Source organism: Planococcus halotolerans (assembly GCF_003289955.1).
Lineage (GTDB): Bacteria > Bacillota > Bacilli > Bacillales_A > Planococcaceae > Planococcus > Planococcus halotolerans.
This window is the reverse complement of record NZ_QLZR01000001.1, coordinates 589,128-610,725: the sequence shown is the minus strand read 5'-3', so window position 1 is coordinate 610,725 and position 21,598 is coordinate 589,128. Positions and strand designations below refer to the sequence as shown.

Sequence of the window (21,598 nt, the reverse complement as noted above, 5' to 3'; positions counted from 1 at the left end):
TAAATCACCTCCATTTTTCGATAATTCTATCTATTAGTATACCAGAAAAATGGAAATAAAAAAGGAGAGTTCTCAAAAGAGAATTCTCCTGCTTTTTATTAGGTGGCTTTGCAGTTCGATCTACAGTTTATTCGTTTAAAAGTGGTGCTTTTCCCGCATGGCGCGGTTCAGGAAAAACAGCTGTTTTTTCTTTTTTAACTTCTTTGACCGGCGGATTCGCCATTAAGGCTGCAGCCATCCCAATTACCGGAAACAGCATCATGGCCCAAAGAATCTGCTGGTAGCCACCGAAAACGTCGAAGGCGATACCGAGCGGCAGTGGACCAAGCGCCGATCCGATCACGATCACGGCCATTGAAATGCCGCTGATGCTGCCGATATGTTTGCGGCCGAAATAATTGGGCCAAACCACAGTCATGACAATGCGTTCCATCCCCATGCTGACTCCCCAGACTAATCCGAAAACGACGGCAGCCGCAATAAAACTCGCATTTTGTAAAAGGACCAGCGTCAACAATTCGCTTGCAAAAACCACAACGAGCATATATTGCACCTTCACTTTTTCAAGGAGAAAACCTGTCACGAATGTTACCGGCAGCCCAATCAGTGCTGTCAAACTCAAAATTCCAGCAGCAGCTTCAAGCGACAGGGAGTTTTCTTTGAAGATGGAAACAAGGTGGAAGATTAACCCGGTATTAACGATGCCGGGAATCGCGGCACACACGATCAACAGCCAGAAAGCACGCGTTTTAGAGGCTTCGCTGACAGACCAGCTTGCTTCTTCCTTGCGCTTTTTTTGTTTGTCCACCTGTTCAGCTGAGCCGTTATCCGGCAGCAAGCCGACATCCTCCGGCGAGTTCCGGATCAGGAACAGAGCGAGCGGCGTGAACACCAAGATGATGATGGCGCCAAGCACCATCCACGACATGCGCCAGCCGAATGTCTCAATCAGCCAGACATTCAGCAGCGGAAATGCCGCCGAACTGACCAATCCGCCAATCGCGGCAATGCTCAGCGCACGCCCTCTCTTCTTAACAAACCATTGGGGGATCAGAGAATTCGAAATCAATGCCATCGAACCTTGTCCCAGTAAACGGATAAAGAAAAAGCCGATGAACAGCATAAGCAAACTGGTCACAAAACTATTGAACAGACAGGCAGCCGCCAGCAGCGCTGATACAATCACCGCCATCTTCCGTGAACCGTTGCGGTCAATCAGACGGCCGACAAAAAACAGCAAAAAGCCCGCTGTCAATGTGGCGCCAGAGTATATGCCGGACACCGTTGAACGGCTCCAGCCAAAATCTTCTATATAAGAATCGATGAAAATCGCATTGGAAAAAGTCTGTCCAGGGCCTGCGAAGAACTGGGACAAAGCCGCAATCGCGACAATCACCCAGCCGTAGTGGAAGTTGTTATTGGTGAAATGTTTCATACTTGTATTTGCATCTCCATTTATAGTGTAGTTCCAAAATACTGAGTGAAGCGGGGTGGCTATTACGGTGCCAGTGACCTACCAATTTAAGTGCAATTCAAAAAGCAAATTTTTATCATATTTGAATATCAGATTCTTATCATAGCATAATTAAAGTTTAAATAAAGTATATGGGACTACAGTAACAGAAATGAAATCTATCTGATAATTGCTATTTTCAGATAATCATTAAATGCTTTAATATTTCTCTGGTTTGCTGTAGTTTAACTGTATGGACTTACGTATTTTTAAATGGGCAAAAACTTAATATGAATCGAACTTGCCAAAAAACATTCACTGTTATATAGTTTAGAAATACAATATTTAGTGTATAGTACATAAGAAAACACAATATATAGTAAAAACCGATAACAAAGGTGCCTGAAAAGGCTTAATAGGGAAGCCGGTGAAAATCCGGAGCTGTACCCGCAACTGTAAGTGCTGACGAGCTATGGAAACCACTGTCGAAAGATGGGAAGGCCATAGCAGAGGAGGACGCACAAGCCAGGAGACCTGCCTTCGTTATATGTTAATTGCCTTCTCCGGGAGCTGGGGGGTGTAACGATGGTCTTAACAGGAAGCGGTGTTTTTTGCCACCGTGACTTTCCTTTAATGCTGCGTTTACTCAACCCATCTTCTCCAGAGAGAAGATGGGTTTTTCTATGTTTGTTTTTTATTCGAAAGGATGGAATGGAATATGGAACAGCAAATTTCAGCAGGCATATCAAGGACAATTCAAACGAGGTTGGTGCTGCCGCCGGATACGAATCACATGGGCACGATTTTCGGTGGAACGGTGCTTGCCTATATTGATGAAATTGCAGCAATCACGGCGATGAAGCACAGCGGGAAAGTCGTGGTGACAGCATCGATTGATACGGTCAATTTCCTTTCATCGGCACGGATTGGAAATGTGCTGATATTGGAAGGCGTAGTCATTTCAACAGGCCGGACTTCGATGGAAGTGTATGTAAAAGCGGAATGCCAGGATATTGAAACGCGCGGACGGACGCTGACGACAACCGCCATTTTGACGATGGTAGCTGTGGATGGAAACGGCAAGCCGACTCCTGTTCCAGGTGTCATTCCTGAAACAGACAAAGAGAAGCATTTATTCAAGAACGCACAGGCGAGAAAAGAACGCCGCATGAAACTGAACGAATTTGCGAAGGAGCTGATCTAACATGAAAATGGGAATCTCAACAGAAATGGATGCAGTCGAAAAAGCGTTGGAGCGTGCCGAGCAGTTGCATGGACTCGATACCACGGCATTGCGCAATAAAATCGGAGAGCTGGATGGCAAGATCGACACGGAACAATCCATGCTTTATGCCTTGAACCGCATTTCGATGGATGAACCGAAATGGACATTCCTCGCAGCAGAACTTTATTGCAGCGAGCTTTATCGGCAGGCGGCCGCAAGCCGCGGTTATGAATCACAGGAGAAATACGGTGATTTTTATCGCCTTGTTGAAAAACTCTCCCGTATCGGCATTTATTCGAATGACTTATTGACAGCTTATTCGGAAGCGGAAATCCGGGAACTCGGTGCAGTGATTGAGCCGGAACGCGACCAATTATTCAATTACATCGGACTGTTCCTTTTGGCGGACCGCTATTTGGCAAAAGATTACGAAGGAAATCTTCACGAATTGCCGCAGGAGAGATTTTTGATCATCGCCATGGCGCTGATGCAGAATGAGCCGGCTGACAAGCGGACGGAACTTGTTCGTGAAGCATATTGGGCAATGAGTAATCTGTATATGACGGTGGCGACGCCGACCCTATCAAATGCCGGCAAAAGTTTCGGCCAATTGTCTTCCTGCTTTATCGACACGGTGGATGATTCGCTGGACGGCATCTACCTGAACAACTGGGACATCGCACGTCTCAGCAAAGACGGCGGCGGACTCGGAATCTATTACGGAAAAGTGCGCGCGCTTGGATCGGACATCAAGAAATTCAAAGGCAATTCCTCCGGTGTCATCCCGTGGATCCGCCTGGTCAATGACACGGCGGTCAGCGTCGATCAGCTTGGACAGCGTCAGGGAGCGGTAGCAGTTTACCTGGACGTTTTCCATAAAGACATCATGAACGGCTTCCTGGACCTGAAAACGAATAATGGCGATGAGCGCCGCAAAGCGCACGACATTTTCACTGGTGTTTCGATTCCCGATTTGTTTATGGAGAAATTGAAGGAAACTGATGAAAATGGCCGCAGTGTCGGCGAATGGAATACATTCTGCCCGCATCAGGTAAAACAAGTGATGGGCTGGAAAGATGCGAACGGCAACGCACTTGGTCTGGAGGATTTCTATGATGATACCGACCGTGCCTACTTCACCGAAAAATATGAAGAAGCGGTTTCTAATCCGTTATTGCCGAGAAAGACGTACCGGGCAATGGACATCATGGCACGCATTATGGTGTCGCAGCTTGAAACAGGTACGCCGTATATGTTCTACCGCGACGAAGTCAACCGCCAGAATCCGAACAAGCATCTGCGCGGCCGCGGGTTGACGTCGATTTACTGCAGTAATTTGTGCAGCGAAATAACGCAAAACATGTCAGCGACAACAATTGTCAAAGAATTCACGGACGAAGACGGAAATCTCGTAATGGTGCGCAAACCGGGTGACTTTGTGGTCTGTAATCTGTCATCGATCAATTTGCCACGCGCCGTAAAAGCGGATGTGCTGGAGCGATTGGTCCCGATTCAAATGCGTATGCTTGATAATGTCATCGATTTGAACACTATTTCTGTAGGACAGGCAGAAGCCACAAATAAAAAATATCGCGCAGTTGGCTTGGGAACTTTCGGCTGGCATCACCTTCTGGCACTTGAAGGCATTCACTGGGAGACAGATCAAGCCGTTGAATTTGCGGACAAATTATATGAAGAAATTGCTTATCACTCAATCCGTTCGTCGATGGAACTGGCGAAAGAAAAAGGCAGCTATCGGGAATTCGAAGGTTCAGAATGGCAGACGGGCGAGTATTTCACCCGTAAAGGCTATGAAGGCGAGAAATGGCAGGAGCTGCAACAAGAAATTGCAGAGAACGGCGTGCGGAACGGCTGGATGATGGCCGTGGCTCCGAACTCGTCGACAGCGAAAATCGGTGGCTCCACAGATGGCATTGATCCGCTCTATGCCGTGGAATATGCGGAAGAGAAGAAGAACTTCAAATTTAAAGTGACGGCACCGGATCTTGATCACCGGACGTACGATTATTACCGCCGCGCCCGCCATGTACTGGACCAGAAATGGAGCATCCGCCAGAACGCTGCAAGGCAGCGCCATATCGACCAGGCAATCAGCTTCAATCTGTATGTGCCGCACACTGTAAAGGCGAAGGAATTGCTGGAGCTTCACCTGGAAGCATGGCAGCAGGGATTGAAAACGACTTATTATGTACGCAGCACTTCGCAGGCAGAAATCGAAGAATGCGAAGCGTGCCAAAGCTGAGGGAGGACTTATGATGGCAATCGATACACCTTTAACAAAGATCAAACTGCTCAACCCTGAGCATCCAAATAAATCGACAGGCATCCTGAACGGCAAATCGTCGGGTTTATTGAACTGGAACGATATCGCCTATCCACAAATGTACGATCTGTATCAAACGCTGCTGTCGAATTTCTGGAAAGCGCAGGAAATCAATATGCAGGACGATATCAAGCAATGGGACCACTTGAGTGACACAGAGCGGGACGTTTTCCTCCGGATCAATACACAGCTGGCATCGCTCGACAGTCTGCAGACGCCGACGATGACGATGGCGATGGACTATGTGACCGACTCAAGTTTCAAAGCAATCTTCGCGGTCATTTCCCAGCAGGAAGCGGTCCATAACGAATCGTATTCCTATATTCTGAGTTCGCTTGTGTCAGTGGCGGAGCAAAACGCACGCTTCGACCAGGCAAAGAGCGATCCGGTCGTGCGGAAACGCAATGATTTGATCCTCGACGCTTACGAGGAGTTCCGCCAGAACCCGACGCCGCAGAGCTTATTCAAGCTGGGCATCAATTCCATCAATCTCGAGGGCATTTATTTCTATGCCGGCTTCGCATTTTTCTATCACCTGGCGCGCCAGCAGAAGATGCTGAAGACGAGCACGATGATCAGCTATATTCAGCGCGACGAGATGCAGCATGCTTATTTCATCGGACAATTCGTCCGGATCCTATTGACGGAGAATCCTGAGTTAAACAATGAAGAGAATATCGACTATATTTACCGGACAGTCGATCAGGCGGTGCAGCTTGAAAAGGAATGGGCCGAGTACATTCTGGCTGATATTGAAGGACTCGATCTGGATGAATTCGGTGATTACGTCGAATACCTTGCGAATAAACGATTGCGTCAGCTGGGCATGAAAAATCTCTACGAAGAGCGCAGCAATCCGATGCCATGGATCCAGGTATTCGGCGATGACATGATGAACGGCACAAAATCGGATTTCTTCGAACAGAAGTCGCGTACGTATTCGAAAGTGTCCCAGTCCAATGGGTTTGATGAATTGTGATTATAGAATCGCCATCGTGTATGCATCTGTAACAGGGAATACACAGGCAGTGGCTGAAGTTTTAGCGGAATGCTTTCAGGCTAAGGGTTTCTTGCCGGACGTCTGCGAGATCAATCAATTTGATGTAAATAAACTCAGACGTTACGATATAGTTGTCATCGGCACGTATACATGGGGAAGCGGCGAAATTCCGGCAGAAATACAGGAACTGTTTGAAGCCTTTGAAGAATTGCAGCGTCCCGAACTGGTAACGGCTGTGTTCGGGACAGGTGACAGCTTCTTTTCGGAATTCTGCGGAGCGGTCAACCGCTTTCGGGACATGCTGTATGTCCATACCAATCTAGCTGCGACTTTGAAGATTGAACTGATGCCGCAGGAAACAGATTTGGCGCGGTGTGAAAAGTTTGTCGAAGCGGTGAGCAGGCGACTGATGGATACTGATAAAATGAGAAAACGCAAAGCGACTTGAAAGTAGAGTTGCTTTGCGTTTTTTTTGACGGTTTTATGGTGAATCGCCGATAAACCGGAAAAAATCGCTGATAAACGTCTAAAAATCGCCGATAAACCCAAAAAAATCGGCGATAAACCGTCAAAAATCCGCGATAAATGATAACTCCTCAAAATCATGCATTTATAAAAAAAGATTCCCACACTATGTCACGACGTGATATAGTCAAGGTATGACATAGTAAAGAAGAGGGCTGTCCGTGGAAATCCAAAAAATGCTGAAGAAATATGTGCCGATGACAGAAACGGCTTTCTATATTTTATTATCTCTTACCGAGCCCCGGCACGGCTACGGCATCGTCAAGCATGTGGAAGAAATCACAACCGGCCGCCTGGTACTTGGATCCGGAACGGTGTATGGCACGTTGACCAAAATGCAGAAAGACGGCGTGATCACGGTATTCGCCGATGAACAGCGGAAGACGGTCTACGAAATTACCGACGCCGGCAAGGAATTGATGAAGGCGGAAATAACGAGGGTCAAAGAAGTACATCGCAACGCTATTGCTTACGAGGGGGGATTCGAATGAAGAAAGTGTACAGGACTTTTTGGAGTTACGATGTGCAAAAGACAGAAACGTGGCTTTCGGACATGGCCGCAAAAGGATTAGTATTTGAGCGATTAAACCGCTGGACGCGCTGCTTTTATTTTCAGGAGCGGGAACCGGCAAAACGGGTGTATCGCATAGCCTATGACAAGCTGAGTTCGTCAGTATTACCGAAAACGCTCCAGGATGAAGGCTGGAAAAAGGCTGCGAGTGCCGGTAACTGGGAGTTCACTTTTAATGAGCAACCCGAAAGCGTTATTAAAACATCCCCGATTCGTCATGGAATCATTAAGCATAACCGGATGATTACATACATTTTTTACGGAACTTCGTTTTATGTCGCCGGTATACTGATGGCGAATATTTCAATGCTCGCTTCTTCCTGGAGACAGGATGGAGGCAGTAATATCGTAGAAAGCCCTCTGTGGATCCTAACATTTATATTCTTCGCTATCCTTTTTGGAAGCATGGTTCTCGGAATCTATTCGATTGCCAAAATCACCGGAACTAATAAGGGACTCGATGGAACGACAGCTGGCTTCTGGCCTGTCGATGAAATAGACCAGCAGAGTGAAAAGGAATTGAAGAAGGCAAGGCGCTGGGTGACGAAGGTGAAATTCAGCTGGATGTATTCGCCTGACAAAATGGAACATTGGCTGGAGTCGATGGAACAGCGCGGTTTGAACCTTCATCGGGTCAATAAAATCGGAACCATCTTTCACTTCACCAAAGGCGAACCCCGTCGAATCGCTTACCGTGTAGATTACCAAAGAGGACCGACTCAAAGTTATTTTGCTATCCACCGGGAAGCGGGATGGAATGAAGAATTCACGTCATTCTCGAATATGGAGAAGTGGACGATCTGGAGCAAAGCTTATGATGAAGGTGAAGAACGGCCACAACTGTACAGTGATCAAAGCAGTCGCCTAAAACACGCGAAGAGAATCGCGATTACGTATACGGTGATGTTCTCGCCGCTTGTGGCTTTTTATATTTATTTCATCATAGGGAATATAAACAGAGCAGATACAATCCAGGACTGGCTGTCCTGGAGCAGCAGCGGCTTATTCATCATCGCCATTCTAATTTTCGGCACATTCATCGTGCGGATATGGGCGTATTATGGCCGTTTGAGAAAACGGAATACTGCTTGGGGTAATTGAAGAGCAGGTATTATACAAAAAACAGCATCTGATAATTGGATATTAATTACAAATAATAAAAAGTTTTAACCAGTATTCTCCGGGTATAGTTATTTTATAAGGATAAAGTACGAGAAACCGAGGAGGAACTGATTATGGCACAAGCAAAATGGTTGAAACTAGGAGCGGCAGCTTTCCTTTCTGTAGGTATGCTGACAGCTTGCGGAGATGACGATCCAGATGTAGAGCAGGATATAAATGTTGAAGATGACGAAGACAGCGGTACTGTCGTACCATCGGATGATGGCGGTGAAGGAGACAGTGGAGATACAGATGTCAATGTCGATACCGACAGCGAATCTGAAACAGACAGTGAATCGAATAGTGAATCTGATTCGGGCAGCGAATCAGAGAGCGATTCGGATTCCGATTCTGACTCCAGCAGTGACAGCGAAAGCGATGCTTCCAGTGATACAGAAGATACAGAAGAAGATGCAGAAAACTAATCAGCAATAAATAAAGCAGCGGACTGGAAAATTCCAGTCCGCTGTTTTCCAAATTACTCGTTCGAGCAGAGTGGCTGAAAGTGAAGAATGACTGTAATAGTTGCCGTTAGCTCCTATCTATATGTGTTTAACCCAAGCATAAGGGGTAAAGGAACACCATAGAGAAACTGACTTGAAAAAGGAGGAGTTCAAATGGCTCAAGCCAAATGGATGAAACTCGGAGCTGCTGCATTCCTGTCTGTCGGTATGCTGGCTGCATGTGGCGATGCTGAAGATGAACAGCCTACTGATGAAGATATCGATGTAACACCAGAAGAAGGCGAACAGGAAATAATTCCGGAAGAAGAGCCGAAAGAAGGCGAAGAAGACGGGGAAGAGGAAGACTGAGTGAGCCAATCGCGGCAATGCGGTTGGTTTTTTCTTTATAAAAAATTCTTCAAAACACCTTTAAAACAAAGACTGTCGGGGTATGGAATGAATATAAAAAGGGAAGATGGCCGGAATGTGAGGAGGGATTAAGATTTCATTTGAATGGTGGAGCGCTTTAAGTAATCTGTTTATCATTTTGAATGTAGTACTGGCGTTTTTTATATTATTTTATGAGCGGAAATCGGCTTCATCAGCATGGGCATGGATCTTGATTCTTTTTTTCATACCGGTTGCCGGTTTTATTCTATACCTATTATTCGGAAAGCGGTTTAACCAAAAGAGGCTTCAACGGCCCGCTGCCTATGAAAATTCCGATTTCACGGAGATGGTTGATCATCAGCTGACACAGCTTAAAACGGATAATTTGCGAAATCTTTCACCCGTTGCTAAAGAAATGAAGGATATTATTCAAATGAATATGGTAAGGACAGGTGCACCTTTGTCGACGGCCTCGGACGTTGTTATCTATAACGATGGTGCCAGGAAATTCGAAGCGTTATTTGAAGACATACGACAGGCACAAGACCATATCCACCTGCAGTATTTTATTGTGAAAAACGATGATCTGGGAAATCGGCTGCTGGCGTTATTGACGGAAAAAGCCCGTCAAGGCGTGAAAGTTTTATTTCTTTATGATGACTTGGGATCAAGAAACTTGCCGAAGAAATTTTTTGATGAGTTGAATGAAGCTGGAGGAAGGGCTACAGCGTTCCTTCCGGCAATTCTGGCAGGAATAAACCCGAGGCTGAATCATCGCAATCACCGTAAACTGGTTGTGGTTGATGGCGTAATCGGCTATATTGGCGGCTTTAATATTGGCGACGAGTATGTTGGGAAGAAAATAGAGTTCGGTTACTGGCGGGATACACATCTTCGTGTCGAAGGGGAAATTGTTCATTCACTCCAAAATCGATTTTTTATCGATTGGAATCAGGCAGATGATAAGTATCCGATGAAGTACGGAGAAAATTATTTCCCGAAGATGGAAAGTAAAGAAGGACCAGCTATGCAGATTGTCGAAAGCGGACCTTTGGTATCCCACGAAGATATAAAAAACGGCTTCTTGAAGATGATTTATCATGCGCGTAAGTCGGTTTATCTGCAGACGCCTTATTTTATTCCGGATAAATCCATTATGGATGCTTTAAAGACAGCGGCCCTTAGTGGAGTCGATGTACAGATCATGGTTCCACATGAAGCTGACCATATATTTGTCCATTCCGCCACGCTCTCCTTTGTTCGCGAGTTGGTGCAGGACGGAGTCAGAGTCTTTAAATATAAAAATGGATTTCTGCATGCCAAAACACTGATTGTGGATGAAAAAGCCTATACGGTGGGGTCGGCCAATATGGATATTCGCAGTTTTGCTTTGAACTTCGAGTTGAATGCTTTTGTATATGATGTGGACGCAACGCTGGAAATGACCAATGTTTTTTTCCAGGATAAAAAGCTGTCTGTTGAGATGACCAAAGAGACATTCAAGAATCAATCATTACTGGAGAGGGCAAAACAGGACATTGCGAAGCTGGTTTCGCCGATATTGTGATGATTTTAGAGTCTGCTTGTCGGCTATGCGAGAGAGAGGCCGGTTTATGCTCAAGTCAACAGTAAAAAGGCTTTTATGATGATTTTTGACTATACAAAGTATATGGAAAAATCCCCGCCGCTCTTCAACTGAGCTGCGGGGATTTTATTAGTTAACGCCGGTCAGGCTTTTCTCGACAAAGCCATCGGTTAATGGCTGGATACCGGTCTGGCGGTAGGTATCGAGCATATCACAAGGACGTCCGACAAATTCGATGCGGCCGTCTTTTAGTTTGACGATCCGGTCTGCCAGAATGTGGGCATCTTTTTCGTCATGGGTAACAAAAATTGAAGTGATATTTGCCTTTTTCAGAATGTCGCGCAACTCTTCACGGATTTTCCCTTGTAGTTCGGCGTCCAGATTACTGAACGGCTCATCGAGCAGAATCAGATGCGGATTAGGAGCGACAGCACGCGCAATGGCGACACGCTGCTGCTGTCCGCCGCTCAGTTGATGCGGGTAGCGTTTTCCGAAATCCTGCAGCTCCACGAGTTCCAAAACCTCCTGGAGGCGCTTTTTCTTAGCGGCTTTTTTCATTCGGAACAATCCGAACAGGATGTTCTCGGCAACGGTTAGATGAGGGAAGAGTGCGTAATCCTGGAATACCATGCCGATGCCGCGTTTTTCGGGTTGCAGGAAGGTTTTATCGTCAAACAGCACTTCATCCTGTATAACGAGGCGTCCTTTTTCAGGTTTTTCAAGACCTGCCAACAGGCGCAGCACTGTACTTTTACCGCTGCCGCTGCGTCCAAGAATGGAGATGACTTCGCCTTTTTCAATCTTCAGTGTGAAATTGTCCAATGCTCTTGTCTTCGCATCGGTGTATGAAAAGCAAACGTCTTCGATTGCCACAAACATGCTAGTCCAACTCCCTTTCAAGGAATTTATAAAAGAAAACAATGGCCAGGGCACTAATACCGATGATTAATAATGAAGCCTGCGAAGCCTCCATAATCTTTTCGTCACTCGCATATTGAAAAGCTTTAGTGGAAAGTGTATCAAAATTGAACGGGCGCAAGATCAGCGTTAAAGGGATCTCCTTTAATACGTCGATAAACACCAGAATAAAACCGCTGATAATGGCACCTTTCATCATGGGCATATCCACTTTAAAGAACGTTTTTGTAACTCCAAGTCCCAGGGTTCTTGAAGCATCCCGGAAATCGGTACCGATTTTATCATACCCCGTTTCAATGGAATTATAGCCGATTGCAAAGAAACGAATAATATAAGCGGTAACAAGCAATACAATGCTGACGCTCAGGACAAGCGTTGTACTGAAACCGGCCCAGACATAAAAGGGTGTCAGGAAGCGGTCCAGACCGATAAAGGCGGTGACAACTGCCACTGCGATGACTGCGCCGGGTATCGAATAGCCAAGAACGGTCAACCGTGGCAACAGTTTACCAAGCCGGCCACGCACCATGCGGGCGAAGTTGCCTACGATAAGTGCGAAAACGATGATTAATGTCGCGCTGAGTCCGGCGACGAATACGGAATTTTTCACGTAATTCATAAATTCACCCATTGGAATGGTGCCGTAGGTAAGGACGGTCCAGTCGATTAATTGTGCGACCGGTATGACGAAGGCCAGTGACAGGATGACGAAGCCATAGCCTGTCGCTGCTGCCGCTTTCCATCCTGATAAAGGGATCAGGGGAAGTGGACGCACTTTGGTGCTTGAATAACTGTATTGCCGTCTGCCCCGAAGAATTTTTTCAATCATCAGGATCAAAATAACAAAGCCCATAAGCGAAGCAGCAAGTTTGATCGCCGACTCGATATCACCAAGTCCGAACCAAGACTGAAAAATGGCAGTTGTAAATGTCTGTACGCCATAATACTTTACAACTCCATAATCATTCAATACTTCAAGGACGACCAGGCTTGCTCCGGCTATTATGGAAATCCGTGAAATTGGCAGAACGACCTGAAAAAAAGTTTTCCAGGGACCCTTGCCGAGGATACGTGTACTTTCAATCAATGAAGCGGATTGCCGGGACAGATAAACTTGCGCAATCGAATAGACATAAGGGAATAAAAACATCGTATAGATGAAAACGGCGCCGGGCAAGTTCATGATATCAAAATAAGCGGGGTTAATTGCCATGCCGAAGTTTTCCCGTAAAGTGGTTTGGATGACACCCGTATAGCTCAGCATACCGTGATACGTATAGGCACCGATAAATGGCGGAATCGAGAGCGGGAGGATTAAAGCCCATTTCAGGAAATGACGCATCGGGAAATCATATTGGGCAATGAGCCAAGCCAAACTCAAGCCGATCAGAATCGTGAAGAAGGCTGAAGCCGCCGTCAAAATCAGGGAGTTTTTCATGAATCCCCAAAGAACAAATTCCTTCATGTGCTCCCAATTTTCATTGGAAGGAGTGAACAGCCCGGTTACAATCGTCAGGTTCGGGAGAAACAGCAAGAAGATGATGATTACCGCACTGACTGTCCAGGCATTTATATTTGTGAATCTATGCTGCACGTTTCTGTTGCCTCCTTCCAATCACAAGAAATCCCCTGCTGCTAAAGAGATTGCAGCAAGGGTTTTTGTATTTTATTATTTCCAGCCGACTTCATTGAAAATCAAAATAGACTTAGCGTTGTGTTCGCCTAGAGTGGACAAAGGAATATCCTGTTCTTTGAACTCACCCCAAGATTGCAGTAATTCACTTGGTTCAACATTTTCGTTGACCGGATACTCATAGTTGGCAGAAGCGAAGGTTTCCTGAGCTTCTGGAGCAGAAAGGAATTCCAGCAATTTAATGGCATTGTCTTTATTCTTCGAAGCTTTTACAACTCCTGCACCACTGACATTGACATGGGTACCGGTTGTGTCCTGGTTCGGGAAGAATATCCCTAAGCCTTCAGCAACTTTCACTTCTTCTGGATCTTCGGAATTCAGCATTTGGCCGAAATAATACGTGTTCATGATAGCGACATCGCCAATGCCGGCTGCAATAGCCTTCGCCTGGTCGCGGTCGCCGCCTTCAGGATCGCGGGCAAAGTTATTAACCATGCCGGCTGCCCATTCTTTAGCTTGTTCTTCGCCATCGATTTCGATGAATGAAGCCAATAAGGACTGGTTATAGACATTTTCAGAACTGCGGATCAGCACACGGCCATTCCATTTCTCTTCTGTCAAAGCTTCATAAGTAGAAAGCTCATCCGGCTGAACTGTTTCTTTATCATAAAGAATTACACGAGCACGTTTAGTCAGGCCATACCACATCTGGTCTGTGTCCTGGAAGTTGGCAGGAACTTGCTCGTCCAATAAGTCGCTTGAAACCGGTTGAAGCAAATCATCCGCTTTGGCACGATAAAGGCGCCCTGCATCTGCAGTTAAAAACAGATCCGCCTCTGTAGCATCGCCTTCGCGTTTGATCCGCTCAAGCAGCTCATCGGCTTCGCCTTTGATTACGTTTACTTTAATGCCTGTTTCTTCTTCAAACTTCGCATACAACTCATCATCTACATCGTAATGGCGTGCCGTATAAAGGTTCACTTCTTTGCTTTCGTTTGTTTCAGTAGCAGTTTCGCTCTCTGTTTTTTCTTCTTTCGCCTGACCGCCACAAGCGGCAAGGATTAACGCGGTTAAAGCAATAACTAGAAATAAATACTTTTTCATAGATAACTTCTCTCCTTTGATTTTTAATTGAAAATGATTCTCAATCTCAATTGTAGTCATGTAAAATTAAAAGTCAATACCTAAATCACAAATTTTTAATATTATATAGAGAATAGTAAATTCCTTAAATTTGATGACTTATGTAATGGAAAAAAATAGATGATATACTTTCTGTAGCTGAAAGAAAATCATCTATAGAAGGAGAGTCACAATGAACTTACAGGAATACATCCAATTGGATGCGGTCGGAATGACCGCTTTATTGAAGAATAGAGAAATAAGTGCTGGGGAATTGTTGGAGCTAAGCTTCAAACGGCTCGAACAGGTGAATCCGAAACTGAATGCTTTTACCGAAACGCGCAAGGAATTGGCTGAAAAGTCATTGGATTCGATCCCTGACGGAGGCTTTTCCGGCGTCCCGATGGCACTAAAAAATATCTCGCAGGCGCTGAAAGGTGAAAAGCTGACTGCCGGCTCAAAATTATTGAAGGAAATGAAAGCCGCACAGGACTCACATTTAACCGCGAAACTTAGAGGCGCCGGTTTCACGTTTGTCGGACACACAAACACGCCTGAATTCGGTTTGAAGAATATCAGTGAACCGGAACTGTACGGCGCGAGCCGCAACCCATGGAATCCGGATTATTCCCCAGGAGGATCGAGCGGCGGCTCGGCCGCTGCAGTCGCTTCAGGCATTGTGCCGATTGCCGGCGCGAGTGACGGGGGCGGATCGATCCGCATTCCGGCTTCTTTTACCGGTTTGTTCGGATTGAAGCCGACACGGGGCCGCATGCCTGTTGGACCTGGTGCAGGACGGCAATGGCAGGGGGCTTCGATTGATTTTGTCTTGACGAAAACGATCCGCGACAGCGCGGCGATGCTGGATTTATTGCAGACGGTACAGCCAGCCGCCGCTTTTCATACACCATTATTTCCCGGGAAATACAGGGAAGAGATGGATAAAGGATTTTCGCGTCCGCTCAGAATCGCTTTTTCAGTCGAATCGCCTGTAGGTACGCCAGTTTCGGAAGACGCCCGCCAAGCGGTAATGAAAACGGCGAAGTGGCTCGAACGGCAGGGGCATCACGTCGAAGAAAAAGACAATGGTATCGATGGTATCGGATTGATGCAGGATTATTATTTGATGAACAGCGGAGAAATGGCGCTGCTCGTGCGCAATCTTGAAAAAGGTACAGGCCGCAAACTGACAGCTGATGATATGGAAATCGAATCGTGGCTCTTGAGTCAGGCCGGATTAAAAGTATCGGCTGCTGATTATTCAGCGAGCCTCGCTTCATGGGATGCGGCTGCCGCAAAAATGGCTGCATTACACGAAAGCTATGATTTCTATCTGACGCCAGCAACTGCTTATCCGGCACCAAAAGTCGGCGAACTGACACATAGTCGGGAATCCCGTGCAGAGCTTCTTGGCGAGTGGGAGCGCACTTCGACCATGGCCACCCAGCAACAGCTTATCTACGATATGTTTTTGCCAAGCCTTACCTATACGCCGCACACTCAACTAGCCAACTTAACCGGTCAACCGGCAATATCGCTTCCGGTTCATGTTATGGAAAGCGGCTTGCCTCTCGGTGTACAATTAATGGCCGGCAAAGGACAGGAGCATCTGCTGCTGCAATTGGCGCGCCAAATCGAGCAAACAGATTTATGGCAGGGAATGAAGGGGAATCCAGGTTTGGAAATTTAATGGGGCTTGTGTGTGGCGGAGTATAGCTTGCGGATTTTAAGGAATCGACGATAAATGATGAAAAACCGACGATAAAGCTTCCGAAACCGACGATAAACAGAAAAAAATCGCTGATAAACGGAAGGAAATCGCTGATAAACTCAAAAAAATCGACGATAAACCGTCGGAAATCGCTGATAAAAAATGTTTGCCGATACCACCGCCTGCAAGTCCGAAGTTGAAATAATCACTTTCCGAATTCCCGTTTTTTATTGTGACCACGGGGTATAAAGAAATAAGAGAATGTTCCCCCAGGAATCCGGTCAAATAAAGGAGGAATTCTGATGATCAAAGATAAATTGCTGAAAGTCGGAGCCGCTTCATTATTGTCGGTTACGGTACTGGCAGGCTGCGGCAATTCAGATGATGAGCCGCAGATGGAACAGGAAAACCAGGCGCCGGGCGAAGAACAGGAAGATAATGTAGACCGAGATCCATTGCCGCCGGATGATGATGATCCCGATGAAAGTAATGAAGAGTCGGATCAGGATGCCGAGACGGATAGCTTGGATGATGATGAAACGGAAGTGGATGAAGATTAGGATGAAAATAATTACCGCACGGAGTTCTTCCTTTTTCGGAGGAACTTTTTTTATTTTTCAGCTCAGAAAACCTTCTGCTAACCATACAATTTACCGTCCGGAACAAGTATAATAGAACAGCCTGCCATCCTTATTTAAAGAGGTGTGTTCCATGATCCTTATTATTGATAATTATGATTCATTCACATATAATCTCGTGCATTATTTCGAACAGCTGGATCCAGAAGTGCTCGTATTTCAAAACACGGAAATTACGGCGGAAGAAATCGACAGGATGGCACCGGATTTGATCGTCCTGTCACCAGGTCCCGGCCGACCGGCAAAAGAAGGGGCCAGCCGTGATGTGCTTGAAAAGCTGAGCAGCAAAATGCCGATTCTCGGTGTCTGCCTCGGGCATCAGGCGATTGTCGAATACTTCGGCGGCACGGTTATTAAAGGCTGCCAGCCCGTACACGGCAAGGTTTTCGGAATGACTCACGATAGGAGAGGGTTGTTCGCCGGTATCAATTCACCGACACAAGTCACCCGCTATCATTCACTCGAAGCCCAAGCAGCTTCCATGCCGGAATGCCTGGAAATCACAGCTCGGACGAACGATGATGCCGTGATGGCCGTGCGCCATCGCGAATTGCCGATTACCGGCATTCAGTTTCATCCGGAATCCATCCTGACGCTCGACGGATTTCAGATGCTGAAAAATGCCTGCGAACAGGCGAAAACGTGGAAAGCAGCAACGAGAGGAGATGCGGCAGATGAAGAAACCTTATCTTCTTTTTGAATTTCAAAATGAGCAAGGCGATATCGAACCGCTCGAATTCAGGGAGCCGCTCCGAATTTTACAAAGCCGGGACCTTTCTGAAATCTCTTCTATTATGGAAGAAATTGATAAAGCGACGGAGCAGGGCTTTTATGCTGCCGGCTTCGTGTCATACGAAGCGGCACCGGCTTTTCACACCGAAATGGAGACCCGTGAAATTGGTTCTCTTCCATTAATATGGTTCGGAATCTATAAAAACCCTGACGTAAGGGAAGAAGAAATAGCCGCATCCGAAGCATATTCAGTGGGTGACTGGAAGTTATATGGCTCACCAACGCATTACCAAAACGGAATTGCCAGCATCAAAAACGCAATCGCGGAAGGCCATACTTATCAGGTCAATTACACCGAACGGCTGCATGCGGATTTCAGCGGCAGTGATTTCGCGTTTTACCGCCAGCTGGCGCGCAATCAGCAGGCCGGCTATGGCGCATATTTAAATATCGGTGACCACAGCATCCTCTCTGCGTCGCCGGAACTTTTCTTTAAAGTAGAGAACGGCATGCTGACAACCAAGCCGATGAAAGGTACTGCGCCGAGAGGGCGTACGCTGGAAGAAGATAAAACACGCATTGCCGAGCTGCTGGCTTCTGAAAAGGAACGGGCAGAAAACCTGATGATCGTTGACCTGCTGCGAAATGATATGAGCCGTCTCGCAACGAGAGGTTCAGTTAAAGTCGGCAAGCTGTTCGAAGTGGAAACCTATCCGACAGTCCACCAGATGACGTCGACAATCACTGCGGAACTCCATCCGGATTTAACAATAATGGACTGGTTCAAGGCTTTATTTCCTTGCGGCTCCATCACCGGCGCTCCGAAAATCAGCACGATGCAGACGATTGCTGAACTGGAGTCGGCACCGCGCGAAGTTTATTGCGGAGCTATCGGATATATAACGCCTGCTAAAGATGCGGTGTTCAGTGTGCCAATCCGTACAGTGGTTGTTGATAAGGAAACAAGCCGTGCGCGTTACGGCGTTGGCGGCGGAGTTACGTGGGATTCGACATCTGAAGGAGAATTCAAGGAACTGCAGACGAAAGCTGAAGTGCTGACTGCGCGCAGGCCGGAGTTCGAGCTGCTTGAATCGCTGAAGCTCGGGAACGGAACGTACCCTTTGCAGTCCTATCATATGAAGCGTTTGCTCGATTCTGCTGACTATTTCAATTTCCCGGTGGACGAAAAAGCAGTCGCCGCCAGGTTTGCAGAACTTGCAAAAGAATTGCCACATGGAACCTTTAAAGTGCGATTATTGCTCAGCCGCGCCGGCGAGTTCAGTATAGAGGCACAAGAAACGACGCAAATCACTGAGCCGGTGCATTGTGGGGTTGCTGCTTCGGCAATCGACAGCGGAAATCCGTTTCTCTACCATAAGACCACTTACCGCCAGGTTTATGCAAAAGCTGCGGAAACAATACCGGCGAAAGCATTTTCCGTATTATTATGGAATGAAAGACAGGAACTCACGGAGTTTGCGATCGGCAGTCTGGTAGTCGAAAAAGATGGTGAATTTTTCACGCCGCCAGCGAGCTGCGGCTTATTGCCAGGCACATTCCGCCAGCAGCTGTTGGATGCAGGAGAAATTAAAGAGAAAATCATCTCGAAAGATGAACTGGGCGATTACGATGCTATTTGGTTCATCAATAGCGTCCGCGGCTGGCTGCGGGTGGAAATGGTCTGAAGAGAAGTTGGTAAAAATGAAGCGGCAGGCTTTTCGTCTACGAAAAGCCTGCCGCTTTTTGTTTTGGCTAATAAGAAGTGAGGATTTAATTAGTAATCGGTCAGAAAACTTCTATAATCATAATTTGGCGTTCTATGATCACTCAAACGATTCTATGATCATTCAAACAGTTCTATGATCACTCAAACGATTCTATGATCACAAATCGGCCTTCTATGATCACTCAAACGATTCTATGATCACAAATCGGCCTTCTATGATCACTCAAACAATTCTATGATCACTCAAATGATTCTATGATCATTCAACATATTTCCCCCCCAGTTTTAACTCCAGCCAATCCGCTAGGCAGTTTTCCTATCCCCGATAACACGGTAACTTCCCTTAACCTCTGCAGACCTTCCTACCAGTGACCCAGTCTTATGGAACTAAATTCCGCAACCTGTTACTAATAAAGATAAAACATTTTTCGATAATTTAAAATAATAGTTGAAATAATTTCCGCACCGTTTATAATGAAGTTTATGGAAGGGTTTACATTCTTCTCTTTCGGACGAAATTTACCATATATTTCGCGAGATGAAAGCTTTATCAACTGAATAGCATCACGGAATTTATTTCCGTAACATATCTTGGCAATAAGCAATTTAAAGCAAGTGGACAAGCCGACGGCAGAAAGCGGGGGTTCGATTATCAATCATTCACTTTTTGATCTGACAGGAAAAACCGCTGTGATCACCGGCGGCAATCGGGGACTGGGGAAAGAGATTGCACTGGGGCTTGCAAGAGCGGGCGCCGATATCGTCGTCGTCGCCAGAGCGATTGATGAGGCGGTGCTGGATGAAATTCGCAAACTCGGCGTGAAAGCGGCGAAAGTCGAATTCGATTTACTGAACTTTGAGCAGTACGGTGAATTGCTGGAGCGCTGCAAGGAATTGACGGGCAGCATCGACATCCTCATCAATAATGCCGGTGTTCAAAAGCGGCATGATTCGACCGACTTTCCGAAGCAGGACTGGGATTTCGTGATGGACGTCAATGCCAATGCGGCATTCTTCATGTGCCAAACATTTGGTGCCCATATGCTGGAAAACGGCAGAGGCAAAATCATCAATCTGGCTTCGCTGCTGTCCTACCAAGGCGGCCTCCGGGTTCCCGCTTATGCGGCGAGCAAAGGAGCTGTGATTCAATTTACGAAATCGCTGGCCAACGAATGGGCGCATCGCGGCGTCAACGTCAATGCCATCGCTCCGGGTTATATGGACACGGAGATGAATACGGCATTGCTGGCGGACGAAACGCGCAACCGCCAAATCCTTGAACGCATTCCGGCAGGACGCTGGGGCAAACCCGAGGATATGCAAGGGGCGGCAGTGTTTCTGGCTTCCGCTGCATCGGATTACCTTCACGGCATCACCATTCCGGTGGATGGCGGCTGGCTCGGCAGATAATTTGCTAAAAAATCAAAAAAACAGTAAAAAACTTCTTGAAATCGGCAGCGGCATACGATAGAGTTTGACGGGCGCCGAATGTTTTCTGGAGTGGAAAGAAAGGGGTTACAAACATGAAGCTAGCAATGATAGGCGTCGGCAAGATGGGTTATAACCTGGCGTTGAATATGATGGACAATGGCCATCAAGTAGTGGCGCATGATGCAAATAGCGAGCAGGTTGATAAAATCGCAGCTGATGGCGCGATTGGTGCATATACATTGGAAGAAGTCGTCCAGCAACTGGAGAAACCCCGCGTTCTGATGATGCTGGTGCCGCACGGCGAGATTACGGAAAATGTCATTGCGACATTAAAGCCGCTTCTTGACGAAGGCGATATCATCATCGATGGAGGCAACTCCAATTACAAAGAATCGGTGAGACTGGGTGAAAGCCTGAAAGAAAAAGGCATCCACTTCATGGATTGCGGAACAAGCGGCGGAGTTTCCGGTGCGCGTGAAGGAATCTGTACGATGATCGGCGGCGACCCGGAAGCATTTAAAATCATCGAACCGGTCATCAAAAGCGTTTCTGTCGAAAACGGTTATTTCTATACCGGTGAACTCGGCAGCGGACATTTCCTTAAGATGATCCATAACGGCATCGAGTATGGCATGATGCAGGCAATGGCTGAAGGCTTCGATATCCTCGAAAAGAGTGATTACGATTATGACCTAGAAGGCGTGGCGAAAGTCTGGAACAACGGTTCCGTCATCCGCTCATGGCTGATGGAATTGGTCGAAAGCGCATTTTCGAAAGATCCGAAACTGGAAGAGATCCGCGGCGTCATGAACTCTTCGGGCGAAGGAAAATGGACGGTTGAAACCGCACTTGACCTTCAGGTACCGGCTCCGGTCATCACGATGTCACTATTGATGCGCTACCGTTCACAGGAAGACGATACCTTTACCGGTAAAGTCGTAGCAGCGCTCCGCAATGAATTCGGCGGCCACGCAGTCGTCAAAAAATAAT

At 46.7% G+C, this 21,598-nt stretch carries 20 protein-coding genes and 1 riboswitch; of the genes, 15 read left to right on the top strand and 5 right to left on the bottom strand.

Features of this window, described 5'->3' with window-relative positions; genetic code table 11:
* Positions 1-127: 127 nt before the first annotated feature.
* Positions 128-1,435 carry an MFS transporter gene (locus DP120_RS02810; protein ID WP_112221657.1) on the bottom strand — a complete coding sequence of 436 codons (1,308 nt, stop codon included), beginning with the start codon at positions 1,433-1,435 and terminating at the stop codon, positions 128-130.
* A gap of 397 nt (positions 1,436-1,832) precedes the next feature.
* Positions 1,833-2,009: riboswitch (cobalamin riboswitch) on the top strand.
* A gap of 162 nt (positions 2,010-2,171) precedes the next feature.
* Here DP120_RS02810 and DP120_RS02805 point away from each other — a divergent pair.
* The 9 genes from DP120_RS02805 (at position 2,172) to cls (ending at position 10,679) form a co-directional block, all read left to right on the top strand.
* Positions 2,172-2,657 (top strand): acyl-CoA thioesterase, encoded by a 486-nt coding sequence (locus DP120_RS02805; RefSeq protein ID WP_112221656.1) that lies wholly within the window; start codon positions 2,172-2,174, stop codon positions 2,655-2,657.
* Position 2,658: 1 nt separating this feature from the next.
* Entirely contained in the window at positions 2,659-4,941 is a 2,283-nt protein-coding gene (locus DP120_RS02800) for a ribonucleoside-diphosphate reductase subunit alpha (protein ID WP_112221655.1), read from the top strand.
* A 13-nt stretch (positions 4,942-4,954) separates the two neighbouring features.
* Entirely contained in the window at positions 4,955-6,001 is a 1,047-nt protein-coding gene (locus DP120_RS02795; protein WP_112221654.1) for a ribonucleotide-diphosphate reductase subunit beta, read from the top strand.
* Positions 5,991-6,470 carry a flavodoxin domain-containing protein gene (locus DP120_RS02790; RefSeq protein ID WP_338066460.1) on the top strand — a complete coding sequence of 160 codons (480 nt, stop codon included), beginning with the start codon at positions 5,991-5,993 and terminating at the stop codon, positions 6,468-6,470. The genes DP120_RS02795 and DP120_RS02790 overlap by 11 nt, the downstream gene beginning before the upstream one ends.
* Positions 6,471-6,708: 238 nt before the next feature.
* On the top strand, positions 6,709-7,038 hold the full coding sequence (locus tag DP120_RS02785) for a PadR family transcriptional regulator (protein WP_205854493.1): 330 nt from the start codon (positions 6,709-6,711) through the stop codon (positions 7,036-7,038).
* Complete coding sequence (locus DP120_RS02780; protein ID WP_112221651.1) at positions 7,035-8,219, top strand: DUF2812 domain-containing protein; 1,185 nt, start codon at positions 7,035-7,037, stop codon at positions 8,217-8,219. Before DP120_RS02785 ends, DP120_RS02780 begins: the two co-directional genes overlap by 4 nt.
* A gap of 134 nt (positions 8,220-8,353) precedes the next feature.
* Positions 8,354-8,704: a hypothetical protein gene (locus DP120_RS02775; protein ID WP_112221650.1), complete on the top strand. Its 351-nt coding sequence runs from the start codon at positions 8,354-8,356 to the stop codon at positions 8,702-8,704.
* A 192-nt stretch (positions 8,705-8,896) separates the two neighbouring features.
* On the top strand, positions 8,897-9,091 hold the full coding sequence (locus tag DP120_RS02770) for a hypothetical protein (RefSeq protein ID WP_112221649.1): 195 nt from the start codon (positions 8,897-8,899) through the stop codon (positions 9,089-9,091).
* A 178-nt stretch (positions 9,092-9,269) separates the two neighbouring features.
* Entirely contained in the window at positions 9,270-10,679 is a 1,410-nt protein-coding gene (gene cls, locus DP120_RS02765; RefSeq protein WP_240611947.1) for a cardiolipin synthase, read from the top strand.
* Between the two features lie 147 nt (positions 10,680-10,826).
* Here the strand turns inward: cls and DP120_RS02760 are convergent, their stop codons facing one another.
* The 3 genes from DP120_RS02760 to DP120_RS02750 all read right to left on the bottom strand — a co-directional run bounded on the left by DP120_RS02760 (position 10,827) and on the right by DP120_RS02750 (position 14,352).
* Positions 10,827-11,576 carry an ABC transporter ATP-binding protein gene (locus DP120_RS02760; RefSeq protein WP_112221647.1) on the bottom strand — a complete coding sequence of 250 codons (750 nt, stop codon included), beginning with the start codon at positions 11,574-11,576 and terminating at the stop codon, positions 10,827-10,829.
* A gap of 1 nt (position 11,577) precedes the next feature.
* The gene (locus DP120_RS02755; RefSeq protein ID WP_112221646.1) at positions 11,578-13,209 is read right to left on the bottom strand and encodes an ABC transporter permease; all 1,632 of its coding nucleotides are present in this window, start codon (positions 13,207-13,209) and stop codon (positions 11,578-11,580) included.
* 75 nt (positions 13,210-13,284) lie between these two features.
* A complete protein-coding gene (locus DP120_RS02750) occupies positions 13,285-14,352 on the bottom strand; it encodes a Fe(3+) ABC transporter substrate-binding protein (RefSeq protein WP_112221645.1) in 1,068 nt (355 codons plus the stop codon).
* A 211-nt stretch (positions 14,353-14,563) separates the two neighbouring features.
* On the opposite strand from DP120_RS02750, the gene DP120_RS02745 reads away from it, so the two are divergent.
* Positions 14,564-16,060: an amidase family protein gene (locus DP120_RS02745; protein WP_112221644.1), complete on the top strand. Its 1,497-nt coding sequence runs from the start codon at positions 14,564-14,566 to the stop codon at positions 16,058-16,060.
* Between the two features lie 36 nt (positions 16,061-16,096).
* Here the strand turns inward: DP120_RS02745 and DP120_RS02740 are convergent, their stop codons facing one another.
* Positions 16,097-16,321: a hypothetical protein gene (locus DP120_RS02740; protein ID WP_112221643.1), complete on the bottom strand. Its 225-nt coding sequence runs from the start codon at positions 16,319-16,321 to the stop codon at positions 16,097-16,099.
* A 62-nt stretch (positions 16,322-16,383) separates the two neighbouring features.
* Between DP120_RS02740 and DP120_RS02735 the strand changes: the two genes are divergently transcribed.
* The 5 genes from DP120_RS02735 (at position 16,384) to gnd (ending at position 21,597) form a co-directional block, all read left to right on the top strand.
* Positions 16,384-16,641 (top strand): hypothetical protein, encoded by a 258-nt coding sequence (locus DP120_RS02735; RefSeq protein ID WP_112221642.1) that lies wholly within the window; start codon positions 16,384-16,386, stop codon positions 16,639-16,641.
* Between the two features lie 151 nt (positions 16,642-16,792).
* A complete protein-coding gene (locus DP120_RS02730; RefSeq protein WP_112221641.1) occupies positions 16,793-17,419 on the top strand; it encodes an anthranilate synthase component II in 627 nt (208 codons plus the stop codon).
* On the top strand, positions 17,394-19,136 hold the full coding sequence (pabB, locus tag DP120_RS02725; RefSeq protein WP_112221640.1) for an aminodeoxychorismate synthase component I: 1,743 nt from the start codon (positions 17,394-17,396) through the stop codon (positions 19,134-19,136). Before DP120_RS02730 ends, pabB begins: the two co-directional genes overlap by 26 nt.
* Positions 19,137-19,828: 692 nt before the next feature.
* The gene (gene kduD, locus DP120_RS02720) at positions 19,829-20,587 is read left to right on the top strand and encodes a 2-dehydro-3-deoxy-D-gluconate 5-dehydrogenase KduD (RefSeq protein WP_112222303.1); all 759 of its coding nucleotides are present in this window, start codon (positions 19,829-19,831) and stop codon (positions 20,585-20,587) included.
* A gap of 113 nt (positions 20,588-20,700) precedes the next feature.
* Complete coding sequence (gene gnd / locus DP120_RS02715) at positions 20,701-21,597, top strand: phosphogluconate dehydrogenase (NAD(+)-dependent, decarboxylating) (RefSeq protein WP_112221639.1); 897 nt, start codon at positions 20,701-20,703, stop codon at positions 21,595-21,597.
* Position 21,598 lies beyond the last annotated feature (1 nt).